This is a genomic window from Streptomyces omiyaensis, from assembly GCF_014650895.1.
GTDB lineage: Bacteria > Actinomycetota > Actinomycetes > Streptomycetales > Streptomycetaceae > Streptomyces > Streptomyces omiyaensis.
The window spans coordinates 469,960-484,002 of the sequence record NZ_BMVV01000002.1; the positions used below are offsets into that span (position 1 = coordinate 469,960).

13 protein-coding genes and 3 tRNA genes are annotated in these 14,043 nt (G+C 72.1%); 14 read left to right on the plus strand and 2 right to left on the minus strand.

Annotated elements, in window-relative coordinates:
* Positions 1-89: 89 nt before the first annotated feature.
* The 3 genes from IE287_RS05005 (at position 90) to IE287_RS05015 (ending at position 3,316) form a co-directional block, all read left to right on the plus strand.
* Positions 90-1,373 carry a glutamate-5-semialdehyde dehydrogenase gene (locus IE287_RS05005; RefSeq protein WP_189847631.1) on the plus strand — a complete coding sequence of 428 codons (1,284 nt, stop codon included), beginning with the start codon at positions 90-92 and terminating at the stop codon, positions 1,371-1,373.
* Positions 1,374-1,462: 89 nt separating this feature from the next.
* Entirely contained in the window at positions 1,463-2,122 is a 660-nt protein-coding gene (locus IE287_RS05010) for an SCO2584 family spore wall biosynthesis protein (RefSeq protein ID WP_229883279.1), read from the plus strand.
* Positions 2,123-2,236: 114 nt separating this feature from the next.
* Positions 2,237-3,316, plus strand: coding sequence for an SCO2583 family membrane protein (locus IE287_RS05015; RefSeq protein WP_189847632.1), 1,080 nt, complete (start codon positions 2,237-2,239; stop codon positions 3,314-3,316).
* A 9-nt stretch (positions 3,317-3,325) separates the two neighbouring features.
* Here the strand turns inward: IE287_RS05015 and IE287_RS05020 are convergent, their stop codons facing one another.
* Positions 3,326-4,432 (minus strand): M48 family metallopeptidase, encoded by a 1,107-nt coding sequence (locus IE287_RS05020; RefSeq protein WP_189847633.1) that lies wholly within the window; start codon positions 4,430-4,432, stop codon positions 3,326-3,328.
* A gap of 133 nt (positions 4,433-4,565) precedes the next feature.
* On the opposite strand from IE287_RS05020, the gene IE287_RS05025 reads away from it, so the two are divergent.
* From IE287_RS05025 to IE287_RS05060, 8 genes are all read left to right on the plus strand, one after another.
* Positions 4,566-4,826: a hypothetical protein gene (locus IE287_RS05025; RefSeq protein WP_189847782.1), complete on the plus strand. Its 261-nt coding sequence runs from the start codon at positions 4,566-4,568 to the stop codon at positions 4,824-4,826.
* Between the two features lie 84 nt (positions 4,827-4,910).
* A complete protein-coding gene (locus IE287_RS05030) occupies positions 4,911-5,075 on the plus strand; it encodes a hypothetical protein (RefSeq protein WP_189847634.1) in 165 nt (54 codons plus the stop codon).
* A gap of 64 nt (positions 5,076-5,139) precedes the next feature.
* Positions 5,140-5,760 carry a nicotinate-nucleotide adenylyltransferase gene (gene nadD / locus IE287_RS05035; RefSeq protein ID WP_189847635.1) on the plus strand — a complete coding sequence of 207 codons (621 nt, stop codon included), beginning with the start codon at positions 5,140-5,142 and terminating at the stop codon, positions 5,758-5,760.
* Positions 5,761-5,779: 19 nt separating this feature from the next.
* Positions 5,780-7,507 carry an LCP family protein gene (locus IE287_RS05040; protein ID WP_189847636.1) on the plus strand — a complete coding sequence of 576 codons (1,728 nt, stop codon included), beginning with the start codon at positions 5,780-5,782 and terminating at the stop codon, positions 7,505-7,507.
* Between the two features lie 69 nt (positions 7,508-7,576).
* Positions 7,577-8,014 (plus strand): ribosome silencing factor, encoded by a 438-nt coding sequence (rsfS, locus tag IE287_RS05045; RefSeq protein WP_189847637.1) that lies wholly within the window; start codon positions 7,577-7,579, stop codon positions 8,012-8,014.
* A complete protein-coding gene (locus IE287_RS05050; RefSeq protein ID WP_189847770.1) occupies positions 8,011-8,664 on the plus strand; it encodes a histidine phosphatase family protein in 654 nt (217 codons plus the stop codon). Before rsfS ends, IE287_RS05050 begins: the two co-directional genes overlap by 4 nt.
* Before the next feature lie 101 nt (positions 8,665-8,765).
* Positions 8,766-8,838: transfer RNA gene (locus IE287_RS05055), tRNA-Ala, on the plus strand.
* A gap of 188 nt (positions 8,839-9,026) precedes the next feature.
* Complete coding sequence (locus IE287_RS05060) at positions 9,027-9,200, plus strand: hypothetical protein (RefSeq protein ID WP_158718759.1); 174 nt, start codon at positions 9,027-9,029, stop codon at positions 9,198-9,200.
* Here IE287_RS05060 and IE287_RS05065 read toward each other — a convergent pair.
* Entirely contained in the window at positions 9,179-10,468 is a 1,290-nt protein-coding gene (locus tag IE287_RS05065) for a glycosyltransferase 87 family protein (protein WP_189847638.1), read from the minus strand. The genes IE287_RS05060 and IE287_RS05065 overlap by 22 nt on opposite strands.
* A gap of 132 nt (positions 10,469-10,600) precedes the next feature.
* Between IE287_RS05065 and IE287_RS05070 the strand changes: the two genes are divergently transcribed.
* From IE287_RS05070 to leuS, 3 genes are all read left to right on the plus strand, one after another.
* Positions 10,601-10,673: transfer RNA gene (locus tag IE287_RS05070), tRNA-Ala, on the plus strand.
* Positions 10,674-10,751: 78 nt separating this feature from the next.
* Positions 10,752-10,824, plus strand: a tRNA-Ala gene (locus IE287_RS05075).
* A gap of 267 nt (positions 10,825-11,091) precedes the next feature.
* Positions 11,092-13,959 carry a leucine--tRNA ligase gene (gene leuS / locus IE287_RS05080; protein ID WP_189847639.1) on the plus strand — a complete coding sequence of 956 codons (2,868 nt, stop codon included), beginning with the start codon at positions 11,092-11,094 and terminating at the stop codon, positions 13,957-13,959.
* Positions 13,960-14,043: the final 84 nt, after the last annotated feature.

Consider the following 14,043-nt stretch of genomic DNA (forward strand, 5'->3'; position numbering starts at 1 on the left):
TCCGTACGGTGGCCCGGGCGCGTCTCGCACTGCGGGATGCGCCCGTCGTACGTGCCGGACGGACCCGTCCGTGCCAGTACCCTGCGGGCATGACCTCGCTGACGCCCCTCGACAACCTGACCCCGGTCACCCGGGCCGCCTACCAGGCCCGTGGCGCCGCCGCACAGATCGCGCCACTGCCGCGCTCGGCCAAGGACGAAGCCCTCCTCGCCATCGCGGACGCCCTCGAAGTCCGCACCGCCGAGATCGTCGAGGCCAACGCCGAGGACATCGCCAAGGCCCGCGAGGCCGGCACCAGCGAGTCGATCATCGACCGGCTCACCCTCACCCCCGAGCGGGTCCGCGCCATCGCCGCCGACGTCCGCCACGTCGCCGCCCTGCCCGACCCGGTCGGCGAGGTCGTCCGGGGCTCGACCCTCCCCAACGGCCTCGACCTCCGCCAGGTCCGCGTCCCCCTCGGCGTCGTCGGCATCATCTACGAGGCCCGGCCCAACGTCACCGTGGACGCCGCCGCCCTCTGCCTCAAGGCCGGCAACGCCGTCCTCCTCCGCGGCTCCTCCTCCGCCTACGCCTCCAACACCGCCCTCGTCCGGGTCCTCCGCGACGCCGTCGGCGGCGCCGGCCTGCCCGCCGACGCGATCCAGCTCGTCCCCGGCGAGTCCCGCGACTCGGTCCGCGAGCTGATGCGCGCCCGAGGCCTCGTGGACGTCCTCATCCCGCGCGGCGGCGCCTCCCTCATCCGCACGGTCGTGGAGGAGTCCACGGTCCCGGTGATCGAGACCGGCACCGGCAACTGCCACGTCTACGTCGACGCCCAGGCCGACCTCGACATGGCCGTCGACATCCTGATCAACTCCAAGGCCCAGCGGGTCAGCGTCTGCAACGCCGCCGAGACCCTCCTCGTCCACCAGGACGTCGCCGCCGCCTTCCTGCCCCGCGCCCTCGACGCGCTCGCCGAGGCCGGCGTCACCGTCCACGCCGACGAGCGGGTCCTCGCCCACGCCGAGGGCACCAAGGCCACCGTCGTCCCGGCCACCACCGAGGACTGGGAGACCGAGTACCTCTCCCACGACATCGCCGCCGCCGTCGTCGACTCCCTCGACAAGGCCGTCGAACACATCCGCATGTGGACCTCCGGCCACACCGAGGCCATCGTCACCACCTCGCAGGCCGCGGCCCGCCGCTTCACCCAGCTGGTCGACTCCACCACGGTGGCCGTGAACGCCTCCACCCGCTTCACGGACGGTGGACAGTTCGGCTTCGGCGCGGAGATCGGCATCTCCACCCAGAAGCTCCACGCCCGCGGCCCCATGGGCCTTCCGGAGCTCACCTCCACCAAGTACATCGTGACCGGCGACGGTCACATCCGGTAACAACACCCCGCACACCTCCTTTCGGTACGGGCGGGGAGACTTCGCACTCTCCCTGCCCAAAAACCCCTTCCCCGGTCTACTCTGAATCCGTGCCGGACGACGTGGGGGGCAGGCCGTCCCCGAACGGCTGGGAGCCCGACGACGAGCGCGGAGGCGCCGCCGAGGGCCGCTGGGACGTGGTCCTGGACGAGGACTTCGTCCGGGCCGCCACCGTCCACGAGCCGACGGCCGTCGAACGCCTCCTCGCCTCCGCCCAGGCCCGCGCCGAAGCCGAGTCCGCCCGCGCCCGCGCGCTCAGGGGCGCCGGCGACGAGGACCTCTACGACGAGGGACGCGACCCCGTCGGCCCCCTCTACGAACCCGACGACATCGGCGACGACGCCAGCCCCTACGGCCGCCACGGCGGCGCCCTGCGCCCCTACCGGGGCAGCGCCCGCTGGCACCGGCCCGTCGCCTGGCTCCTCGCCCTGCTCATGGGCATCGGCATGGTGGCCCTGGCCTTCACCGCCGTCTACCGCGGAGCCGCCGCCAACCGGCAGGACCAGGTCCCCCCGGCCTCCACCGGCGTCGACCAGCCCAACCCGGCCCCGCCCGCCGCCTCCCCGGCCGCCGCGCCCCCGGTCCCGGTGCTCACCGGCACCCCGGCCACCGCCGCCGCCCCGCCGCCCTCCGCGCGCCCGGTCGCCGGAGACCCGGCGGTCACCGGCCGGACGCCCTCGCCGGCCTCCGCCGCGCCCCGCACACCCTGACGTCACCCGGACGGCCGCACCGCCCGCACGGGCATCACCCCGACGGCGGAAAACTTCCGAACTTGTCGTGTACCTGGGCGTTTACCGAAGCCCCCGCCGACCTACCCTGAAGGTATGGCAGGGCGTGGCGACCCGCCTGAGGGGACCCCCGAGGGGCTCCCCGGCGGTGACGACGAGTACCGGGCCGTCGTCTTCGACGAGGCGTTCGTCCGGGCTGCCCACCTCCAGGAGTTCTCCGCCCGCGAGCGGATGGGCGAGCACGCGCTCGCCGTCCGCAACCGCCCCGGCCCCACCGGCCGCCGCGGCTCCGGCCAGGCCCTCCTGCTGGTCCTGCTGATCCTCCTCGCCTTCGGCACGGCCGTCTACCTCGGCCTGCGCAACCCCTACCAGCCGCCGCCCGACCAGCGCGCCGAACCGCTGCGGACCACCGTCGTCCCGCTCGCCCCGCAGGGCCCCGTCCCCGGCGGCGACCCCGCCCGGCTCCTCGCCCGCAGCCCCGCCGCCGAGTACCGCACCGGCGCCGCCGGCATCAACATCCCCGTCGCCGCCCGCACCCTCCACTTCTCCGAGGGCCAGGTCGTCACCGCCCTCAGCATCGCCAAGGACTACCTCGTCGCCTCCTCCCTGGAGCCCGACGTCCTCGCGGGCCGGACCGTCCGGCCCGCCCGGCTGCTGCTCGACCCCGACCAGCTCGCCCAGTTCGACCGCAGCGTCGAGTCACCCGCCGACGACGGCCGGCACGCCCTCGCCGCCTGGGTGGTCCGCTTCGACCCCCGGCAGATCGCCGTCGTCGAACCAGCGCCCCGGGTCCAGGGCACCCTCCGCTTCGCCGAGACCACCCCCGACACCCTCGACGTCACCGCCGACCACACCTTCACCTACGCGCTGCGCCCCGCCGTCCAGACCCCGGGCGCCGTCGCCGCCGCCTCCCTCTTCACGGTCCACCGCACCCTGCACCTCCGCTTCGACCGCGAGGACCTGCGCATGCACCGGGCCGAGCTGCTGACCAGCACCGTCGAGGCCGGACCGCAGGCCTGCGGCGCCGACACCGGCGGCGGGCTCCGGCCGCTGCTGGCCGGAGCCGAGGCCCCGGCGGAGGCCGGACCGGCCCTCACCGATCCCTACGCCACCGCCCGCCCCGCGGCCCCGGCCCTCTGCGGAGCCCTCGCCCCCGCCGCCCAGCCCAGGCCCTGACCCCGCCCGCTACTCCCCGGAGTCCTTGCCGGTGCCCTTGTCGGTGCCCTGCTCGGGCTGCCGCTTGGGGGCGCCGCCACCGAAGACGGTCCGCAGCCGGCCGCCCAGGTCGCCCGCGAGGTCACCCGCCCCGCCGGCTATGTCACCGACGAGCTTGACCAGTGGATCCTTGCTGTCCTTCACCGTCTGCGCGTAGTGCCCGGCGGACTCCCGGAAGGAGTCCGTGACCGAGGCGTCCTTGTCCTCCGCGCGCTTCGGGTAGTGGCCGTCCATCAGCCGCTGGTGGTCACGGCTCTCCGACCACTTCTTCAGCTCCGCCGCGCGCACGGTGGTGAAGGGGTGCGAGCGCGGCAGCACGTTGAGGATCTTCAGGACCGAGTCCCGCAGGTCACCGGCCTTCTCGTACTCGTCCGCCTGGGCGAGGAACGCGTCCACGTTCATCTCGTGCAGGTGGTTGCCGCCGGCGATCTTCATCAGGCCCCGCATCGAGGCCTGCAGGTCCTGCCCGACCAGGAGTCCCGCCCGGTCGGCCGACAGCTCCGACTTGCGGAACCACTCGCGCAGCGCGGTCACGAGGGCCATCACCGCCACGTTCCCCAGCGGGATCCAGGCGACCTTCAGCGCCACGTTCGTCAGGAAGAGCAGCACCGTCCGGTAGACCGCGTGCCCCGACAGGGCGTGGCCGACCTCGTGGCCCACCACCGCCCGCATCTCCTCCTCGTCGAGCAGCTCGACGAGGCCCGTCGTCAGCACGATCACCGGCTCGTCCAGGCCCACGCACATCGCGTTCGGCACCGGGTCCTGCGTGACGTACATCGGCGGGACCTTCTCCAGGTCGAGGATGTAACAGGCGTCCCGCAGCATGTCGTTGAGGTGGGAGAACTGCGCGTCGCTCACCCGGACGGAGTCGGAGAGGTAGAGCAGCCGGAGACTGCGCTCGGGCAGCAAGCCGCTCAGCGTCTTGAACACCGTGTCGAAACCGCTCAGCTTCCGCAGCGCCACCAGCGCCGAACGGTCCGCCGGGTGCTCGTAGGCCCGCGAGGAGATGCCGGGGAACCGCTTGCGGCGCCTGCTCGGCTCGCTCCCCTGGTGGTTCCCGCCGTGGTTGTCGGTCATGAACGCCCCCTGTCCATCCGTACGAGTCGGTACTCGTCCCCCTGACACGACCCACCCTAGGCGAGGGCGCTACCGTGGGCGGAGGACCTGTGGACAACTCGGGCCCTGTGGACAACGAGGGAGCACGCCCCGCATGCCGGACACCGCCGCGGCCACCACCGCCCTCACCCGGATCGCCGCAGCGGCGCAGCAGGGACCGGGCGACACGCTCCGCGTCGTCCTGTTGATCTCCATGGTCGGCGGAGCCCTCCTCGCCTGGTTCCTGCTCCGCGGCTACGGCCGGGACGAGACGGACGGCGAGACCCCCGGCGACTCCCCCCGCGACACCGGGGGCAAGTCCGCCGGCACCTCCGCCCGGGCGGCGTCCGGGGACGCCGAGGACGCCAACGCCTGAGTCGGCGTGAGACAGCGCGGACCACCCGCATACGATGTGCGCGAAGTCTCCGCTCCCACCCCCGATCGGATAGGTCTGCCGAAGATGAGCCTCCACAGCACCGCCGCCAACCTCGTCACGCTTGCCTCCGAGGGCGCCGAGCACGGTGGCAACCACGACAGCCTCAACCCGTACGTCACGGGCGGCGGCGCCTTCATCGCGCTGATGCTCCTCCTCTGGATCACCACCCGCTTCAACCGCGACCGCTGAGCCGGACGCCGACCGGGAGGCCGCTGAGCCGGCGTCCGCCGCCGTGCCAGTAGGCTCTGCACGCATGGGAGAGCAGGAAGTGCCTACTGGCGGCCGCGGCAAGCGCCGCCTCGGCGTGATGGGCGGGACGTTCGACCCGATCCACCACGGACACCTGGTGGCGGCCAGCGAGGTCGCCGCCCTGTTCCACCTGGACGAGGTGGTGTTCGTCCCGACCGGTGAGCCGTGGCAGAAGAGCCACAAGGCCGTGTCACCCGCCGAGGACCGCTATCTGATGACGGTCATCGCCACGGCCTCCAACCCGCAGTTCTCGGTCAGCCGCATCGACATCGACCGCGGCGGCGCCACCTACACCATCGACACCCTGCGGGAACTGCGCTCCCTCAACAGCGACGCCGACCTCTTCTTCATCACCGGGGCCGACGCGCTCGGGCAGATCCTCAGCTGGCGCGACGCGGAGGAGCTCTTCGCCCTCTCCCACTTCATCGGCGTCACCCGGCCGGGTCACGACCTCACCGACGACGGCCTGCCCGAGGGCGGAGTCTCCCTCGTCGAGGTCCCGGCCCTCGCCATCTCGTCCACCGACTGCCGCGCACGGGTCGCGAAGGGCGACCCCGTCTGGTATCTCGTCCCGGACGGCGTGGTCCGCTACATCGACAAGCGCCAGCTGTACCGCGGCGAGTGAGTCCCGGGGAGGGGCACCGGTGAACGATCAGCAGAACCCGTACGACCCGTACTACCCGCAGCAGCCGCGCGTCATCGGTTACGACGCGTACGGGCAGCCGGTCTACGAGCAGCAGGCGCAGGCCCCGCAGCAGGCCGCGTACGACCCGTACGCGGGACAGCAGCAGACGTACGGGTACGACCCCTACGCCCAGCCCCGGACCCCGCAGCACCCCCAGGCCCCGCAGCACCCCCAGGCCCCCTCGCAGCCCTCCTACGACGCCTACGCCGGTCACGGGCGGCAGGAGCAGGGGGGCTACGCCCAGCCCGCCTACGACCCGTACGACCCCTACGGGGGCGCCGGGCAGCAGTGGCAGGCCCCCGAGCCCGCCGCGCCCGTCGCCGCCCCGGCCGGGGTCCCCGGCCAGCGGCCCGCCCCCGAGCCGCCCGCCCCCGAGCCGCCGGCCGCCCCCCGCGCGGCGGACGCCGAGGCAGACCGGGACTACCGCACGGAGCAGTTCTCCTTCATCGAGGAGCCCGACGAGGACTCCGAGGACGTCATCGACTGGCTCAAGTTCACCGAGAGCCGCTCGGAGCGCCGCGAGGAGGCCCGCCGGCGCGGCCGCAACCGGATCGTCGCCCTCGTCGTCGTCCTGGTCCTGGCCGCCGTCGGCGGCGTCGGCTACCTCTGGTCGGCCGGACTGCTCCCCGGCACCGGCGACAGCGAGCAGAAGCAGCAGGGCACCGCCTCCGGCCCGCAGCGCCGGGACACGATCGTCCTCCACCTCCACGACACCGCGGGCGGCGGCACCTCCACCGCCCTCCTCGTGGACAACGCCACCACCCGGCAGGGCACCGTCGTCCTCCTGCCCAACGCCCTCGCGGTCGCCGACAGCGAGGGCACCGCCACCACCCTCGGCAAGTCCGTCGAGGAGGACGGCTCCAGCGGCACCCGCGAAGCCCTCGGCAACCTCCTCGGCGCCAGGATCGCCGGCACCTGGCGCCTGGACACGCCGTACCTGGAGAACCTCGTCGAGTACCTCGGCGGCATCGAGACCGACACCGACGCCACCGTCCCCGACCCCAAGGCCAAGAAGGGCGCCGACCCGCTCGTCGTCCCCGGCGAGAAGCAGAGCCTCAACGGCCGCGCCGCCGTCGCCTACGCCACCTACCGGGCCTCCGGCGAGGCCGAGGCCAAGCAGCTCCAGCGCTTCGGCCAGGTCGTGACCGGAGTGCTGCGCAAGATGCCCAGCGACGCGGCGAACGCCACCACCGCCGTCGAGTACCTCGAGCAGATCGCCGACCCGTCCCTTCCCGAGAAGGACCTCGGCGCCTCCCTGGCCAAGCTCGCCGAGCACGCCAAGACCGGCGCCCACAAGACGGCGCTCCTCCCGGTCGGCCAGGACGGTTCGCTCGGCGAGGGCGCCGGCGACAGCGTGGTCGAGGACATCCTCGGCGGCAAGGTCACCGCCGTCGACGCCGGCGGGGTCCCGCGGGTCTCGATCAAGGACGGGACCGGCGAGGACGCCGTCGAGGCGGCCAAGATCGTCCTGATCAACGGCGGCTACTCCTTCGTCGGCGGCACGAAGGCCGACGGCCGGGCGAAGTCCCAGGTCATCTACGGTGACGACGCCCAGAAGGCCACCGCCGTCGAGGTCGCCAAGACCCTCGGCCTGCCCGAGGGAGCGGTCACCAAGGGCAAGCCCGCCGGCACCGCCACGGTGACCGTCGTCCTCGGCCGGGACTACGAGATTCCGGGCGCTCCGTAGACGTTGACGGGGTCGTCGGCGGTCCGTGAGACCCTGGAGGGGTACTGGACCGCCGACGAAAGCCTGCTTGTGACCGCCACGGATCGCTCCATCGAGCTCGTCAACGCCGCCGCCCAGGCGGCGGCCGACCGGCTCGCTCACGACATCATCGCGTACGACGTCAGCGACGTGCTGTCGATCACCGACGCCTTCCTGCTCGCCTCCGCGCCCAACGACCGCCAGGTCAAGTCGATCGTCGACGAGATCGAGGAGCGGCTCCAGAAGGAGCTCGGCGCCAAGCCGGTGCGCCGCGAGGGCGACCGGGACGCCCGCTGGATCCTCCTGGACTACGTCGACATCGTCGTCCACGTGCAGCACAGCGAGGAGCGGGTCTTCTACGCGCTGGAGCGCCTCTGGAAGGACTGCCCCGAGATCTCGCTGCCCGAGGACGCCGTCAAGACCCGAGGCAAGGCGGCCGAGCACGCCGAGCTGACCGGCGCCGACAGGGCGGACGGTGAGCTGAGCTGAGCGCCGCCAAGGGCGGCACCGGCCGCCGTATCGTCCTGTGGCGCCACGGCCAGACCTCCTGGAACCTGGAGCGCCGCTTCCAGGGCTCGACCGACATCGAGCTCACGGAGGCGGGCGTCCACCAGGCACGCCGTGCCGCCCGGCTGCTCGCCGCCCTCGGCCCCGACGCGATCGTCGCCTCCGACCTGAAGCGGACGGCGGCCACGGCCGCCGAGCTGGCCGCGCTCACCGGGCTCGACGTCGACCACGACGCCGCGCTGCGCGAGACGTACGCGGGGGAGTGGCAGGGGCTCACGCACGACGAGATCGTCGCGCGGTTCGGCGAGCAGTACGCCGCCTGGAAGCGCGGCGAGCCGGTGCGCCGGGGCGGCGGCGAGCTGGAGACCGAGGTGGCCGACCGGGCCGCCCCGGTGATCCTGGAGCACGCCGACAAGCTCCCGACGGACGGAACCCTGGTCGTGGTCAGCCACGGCGGCACCATCCGTACCGCCATCGGCCGCCTCCTCGGGCTGGAGCCGCACCACTGGGAGGGCCTCGGCGGCCTCTCGAACTGCTCCTGGTCCGTGCTCGGCGAGGGCGCGCGCGGCTGGCGCCTCATGGAGCACAACGCCGGCTCGCTCCCCGAGCCGGTCCTCGGCGACGACACCTGACACACCCCGGGCGTCCGGGCCCCCGGGGCCCGGATTTCACTTTCCGGCAGGTCACCGGCTAAAGTTCTTCTTGTTCGCAGCGCCGAGCGCGAAGAACACGAGGGGCTATAGCTCAGTTGGTAGAGCGCCTGCATGGCATGCAGGAGGTCAGGAGTTCAATTCTCCTTAGCTCCACAGTCACCGGATCCCGTCTCCCTGCCAAGGGGGGCGGGATCTGTTGTTTTGTCACTTCTGGGCCGCCGCCCGGCCATGGCAGAATCGGACGGCCGGAGGGGGACCAGGTCCGGACGGGAGGGTGGCCTTTGGGTGCGCACAGGCGGAAGTGCGACTGGTGCGGCAGCGGCACGCCCATCGTGCGGGACATGGACCCCGTCAACCCCGACTACCAGTACTGGTGCGAGGAGTGCGCGCGGGCGCTGATCATAAAGGGCGACCCGATCGAGACCTACCGCGAGCTCGAGGGGGAGCCGATCTACGGCCGGCTCCTCGACGAGCACTGCACCCTCAAGCGGTTCTACTCCTTCGCCACCGCCTGAGGCTCCCGGGTCGCGAAGGCCTCCCGGGTGGCCTCGGGGACCGCCGGGAGGCGCGTCCGGCGCACCGCCAGCGCGTAGCCGGCGAGGACCGCCGTCGCCGTGAGCGGGTAGACCGCCGACAGCAGCATCTGCCCCGCGTTCTGGTCGAGTTCGGGACGGCCCGGGTCGTGGGGCACCCACCACAGCGCGAACGAGGCGAAGGCCAGGCCCACCGCGCCCGTCACCGCCCACGCGCGCGTGGAGCGGTCGTACAGCAGGATCAGCAGCGGGACGCACCAGACCCAGTGGTGCGACCAGGAGATCGGCGAGACCATCAGCGCCGTGAACGCGGTGACGACCACGGCCACCGCCTTGTCGCCGCGCACCGCCGCCCGCACCGCGAGCGCCATCGCCGCGCCGCCCAGCAGGACCGCCGCCGCCAGCCACCACAGGCCGGGCGCGTCCGTGTGCATCAGCCGCGCGAGGACCCCGCTGAGGGACTGGTTGGCGGTCTCCTCCTTGTGCCCGACCCGGCCGGTCTCGAACAGCGTCCGCGTCCAGAAGGTCCGTGAGTCCGCCGGCAGTGCCACCACCATGGCCAGCGTCGTGACCAGGAAGACCCCGGTCGCGGTGAGCGCGGTGCGCAGCCACTGGTTCATCGAGCGGTCGCGCCGCCACAGCAGCAGCCCCGCGGCGAGGAGCAGCACCACGAAGAGCCCCGGTGTGAGTTTCACCGCGGTCGCCAGGCCGATGCCGAGCCCCGCCCACCGGCTGCCCTCGCGGCGCGTGAAGTCCCACAGCACGGCCACCGCGACCAGCAGGTTGATCTGCCCGTACCGCAGCGTCGTCCACACCGGCTCGCACCAGACCACGACCGCGGCGACCCACAGTGTCGTACGCCACAGGTCGGCCCGCCGGGCGGGCGAGGCGAGGACCGGGCGGACCAGCCGGAGCGAGAGCCGCACCAGCGCCACCACGAGCAGCAGGTTCCCCGCCGTGGAGAGCGTCCGCATCAGGGGGACGTCCACCAGCGTCAGCGGCAGGAACAGCACGGCGGCGAGCGGCGGATAGGTCATCGCCAGGTTCGCCGAGGTGGCGCGCATCGCGTACAGGTCGCCGCCGGCGCGGAGCGTCTCGGCCTCGGCCCGGTAGACCATCACGTCGAGCATGTTCACGTGGGCGACGCGCTGCGCCACCCAGAAGGCCGCGAACGAGACCAGGCAGGCGGCCGCGGCGGCGACCAGGGGCCACGGCCGGGCGCGGGACGGGGAAGGTGCGGAGGGGGACACAGGGGGCGACCCTACCCGGAGCCTCCGACGGGGCCGGAGAAACGGATTTGGAGTTCTGCCCGGCGGCCGGTTAGTGTTCTGTCCGTCGCCGCGAGGAGGACCCGAGAGGGAGCCGGGCGGAGACGATCTTGAGGGGCTATAGCTCAGTTGGTAGAGCGCCTGCATGGCATGCAGGAGGTCAGGAGTTCAATTCTCCTTAGCTCCACAGAAGGGCAGACGGGCCATCCGCATCGGATGGCTCTCCGCGCTTCTGCGGTAAACTGATCGCCGCACAACTTCACAAGGGGCTATAGCTCAGTTGGTAGAGCGCCTGCATGGCATGCAGGAGGTCAGGAGTTCAATTCTCCTTAGCTCCACAGAAGAGAAGCGGGTCATCCACACCGGATGACCCGCTTCGTCGTTCCCGCCGCAGGTGAACACCGATGCGGCCCGCGCGGGCCCTGCGGTACCCTGGCGCCATGCGTGCCGTACGCCTCCTGCTTATCGAGCCGCGCTGACCAGTCCCGACGGGCGGAAGAGTCCCCGTCGGAGTCGGCGCGGCGTCCCCTCCTGTGCGAGGGGATTTTTCATTTCGTGGCAGTTCGTGGCAGTGGGCAGAGACGATCGATGGAGCTTCTAGGACCATGACCGAGATCAACACGGCCGCCGAGACGGCGGCCCCGCATCGCTACACGGCGGCCATGGCCGCCGACATCGAGGCACGCTGGCAGGACGTCTGGGACGCCGAGGGCACCTACGAGGCGCCGAACCCCTCCGGTGACCTGGCGGGCGACCCCGAGGTCGCCGCCCGTCCCAAGAAGTTCATCATGGACATGTTCCCGTACCCCTCGGGTGCGGGCCTCCACGTCGGCCACCCGCTCGGCTACATCGCCACCGACGTCTTCGCCCGCCACGCGCGCATGAGCGGCCACAACGTGCTGCACACCCTCGGCTTCGACGCCTTCGGCCTGCCCGCCGAGCAGTACGCGGTGCAGACCGGCACGCACCCGCGCGTGTCCACCGAGGCCAACATGGAGAACATGAAGGCCCAGCTGCGCCGGCTGGGTCTGGGCCACGACAAGCGCCGGTCGTTCGCCACGATCGACGCGGACTACTACAAGTGGACCCAGTGGATCTTCCTCCAGATCTACAACTCCTGGTACGACACCGACGCCGCCAAGGCCCGCCCGATCGCCGAGCTGATCGAGCAGTTCGAGAACGGCACCCGCGAGATCCCCGGCACCACGCGCGCGTGGGCCGAGCTCTCCGCCGCCGAGCGCACCGAGGTCCTGGGCGAGTACCGCCTGGCGTACGCCTCCGAGGCGCCGGTCAACTGGTGTCCCGGCCTGGGCACCGTCCTCGCCAACGAGGAGGTCACCGCCGACGGCCGCTCCGAGCGCGGCAACTTCCCCGTCTTCAAGGCCAAGCTGCGCCAGTGGAACATGCGGATCACCGCCTACGCGGACCGCCTGCTGGACGACCTCGACGGCCTGGACTGGCCCGAGGCCATCAAGCTGCAGCAGCGCAACTGGATCGGCCGCTCCGAGGGCGCCCGCGTCGACTTCCAGGTCGGCGACACCGGTGCCATCACCGTCTTCACCACCCGCCAGGACACCCTGTTCGGCGCCACCTACATGGTCCTGGCGCCCGAGCACGACCTGGTCGACAAGATCGTCCCGGCCGAGTGGCCCGAGGGCACCCACGCGGTGTGGACCGGCGGGCACGCCACCCCCGGCGAGGCCGTCGACGCCTACCGCAAGCAGGCCGCCTCCAAGTCCGACGTCGAGCGCCAGGCCGACGCCAAGGAGAAGACCGGCGTCTTCACCGGCGCGTACGCGACCAACCCGGTCAGCGGCGAGCAGGTCCCCGTCTTCATCGCCGACTACGTCCTCATGGGCTACGGCACCGGCGCCATCATGGCCGTCCCCGCCCACGACGGGCGCGACTTCGCCTTCGCGCGCGCCTTCGAGCTGCCGATGCGCTGCGTCGTCGAGCCGAGCGACGACCGCGGCACCGACCCGTCGACCTGGGACGACGCCTTCGGCTCGTACGAGGCGAAGCTGGTCAACTCCGCCAACGACGAGATCTCCCTGGACGGCCTGGGCGTCGTCGAGGCCAAGGCGAAGATCACCGACTGGCTGGCCGACCGCGGCATCGGCGAGGGCACCGTCAACTTCCGCCTCCGCGACTGGCTGTTCAGCCGCCAGCGGTACTGGGGCGAGCCCTTCCCGATCGTCTACGACGAGGACGGCGTCGCCCACGCGCTGCCGGAGTCGATGCTCCCGCTGGAGCTGCCCGAGGTCGAGGACTACTCGCCGCGGACCTTCGACCCGGACGACGCCGACACCCAGCCCGAGACCCCGCTCTCCCGCAACGAGGAGTGGGTCAACGTCACCCTCGACCTGGGCGACGGACCGAAGAAGTACCGCCGCGAGACCAACACCATGCCCAACTGGGCGGGTTCCTGCTGGTACGAGCTGCGCTACCTGGACCCGCACAACGACGAGAAGCTCGTCGACCCGGCCATCGAGCAGTACTGGATGGGTCCGCGCGACGGCATGCCCACCGGCGGTGTCGACCTGTACGTCGGCGGCGCCGAGCACGCCGTGCTCCACCTGCTGTACGCCCGTTTCTGGTCCAAGATCCTCTTCGACCTGGGCCACATCTCCTCGGCCGAGCCCTTCCACAAGCTCTACAACCAGGGCATGATCCAGGCCTTCGTCTACCGCGACGCCCGTGGCATCGCGGTGCCGGCCGCCGAGGTCGAGGAGCGCGACGGCGCGTTCTGGTACGAGGGCGAGAAGGTCAGCCGCGTCCTCGGCAAGATGGGCAAGTCCCTGAAGAACGCCGTGACGCCGGACGAGATCTGCGTCGAGTACGGCGCCGACACCCTGCGCCTGTACGAGATGGCGATGGGCCCGCTGGACGTCTCCCGCCCGTGGGACACCCGTGCCGTCGTCGGTCAGTACCGGCTGCTCCAGCGGCTGTGGCGCAACATCGTCGACGAGGCGACCGGCGAGGTCACCGTCGTCGACGCCGCGCCCGACGAGGACACGCTGCGCGCCCTGCACAAGGCGATCGACGGGGTCTCCGGCGACATGGCCGGGATGCGCTTCAACACGGCCATCGCCAAGATCACCGAGCTGAACAACCACCTGACCAAGGCCGGCGGCGCGCTCTCCCGCACCGTCGCCGAGCAGCTGGTGCTGCTGGTCGCCCCGCTCGCCCCGCACATCGCGGAGGAGCTGTGGCACCGCCTGGGCCACGCCGACTCGGTCGTCCACCAGGACTTCCCGGTCGCCGACCCGGCGTACGTGGTCGACGAGACGGTGACCTGCGTCGTGCAGATCAAGGGCAAGGTCAAGGCCCGCCTGGAGGTCTCCCCGTCGATCTCCGACGCCGACCTGGAGGCACTGGCCCTGGCCGACCCGCACGTCGTCGGGGCCCTCGGCGGCGCCGAGATCCGCAAGGTGATCGTCCGCGCGCCGAAGCTGGTGAACATCGTGGCCTGAGTGCCACGGCGGGACTAGGGGTTTCCCCTACGGGCAGGTTGGGGGTTCCGATGGAACCTCCGGCCTGCCCCTTCCGTTTACCGT

Excerpts from the sequence above, each read along its gene's own strand:
- IE287_RS05005 (WP_189847631.1), top strand. The coding sequence starts at position 90 with ATGACCTCGCTGACGCCCCTCGACAACCTGACCCCGGTCACCCGGGCC.
- leuS (WP_189847639.1), top strand. The coding sequence starts at position 11,092 with ATGACCGAGATCAACACGGCCGCCGAGACGGCGGCCCCGCATCGCTAC.
- IE287_RS05025 (WP_189847782.1), top strand. The coding sequence starts at position 4,566 with ATGCCGGACACCGCCGCGGCCACCACCGCCCTCACCCGGATCGCCGCA.
- IE287_RS05030 (WP_189847634.1), top strand. The coding sequence starts at position 4,911 with ATGAGCCTCCACAGCACCGCCGCCAACCTCGTCACGCTTGCCTCCGAG.
- nadD (WP_189847635.1), top strand. The coding sequence starts at position 5,140 with ATGGGAGAGCAGGAAGTGCCTACTGGCGGCCGCGGCAAGCGCCGCCTC.
- IE287_RS05015 (WP_189847632.1), top strand. The coding sequence starts at position 2,237 with ATGGCAGGGCGTGGCGACCCGCCTGAGGGGACCCCCGAGGGGCTCCCC.
- IE287_RS05020 (WP_189847633.1), bottom strand. The coding sequence starts at position 4,432 with ATGACCGACAACCACGGCGGGAACCACCAGGGGAGCGAGCCGAGCAGG.
- IE287_RS05060 (WP_158718759.1), top strand. The coding sequence starts at position 9,027 with ATGGACCCCGTCAACCCCGACTACCAGTACTGGTGCGAGGAGTGCGCG.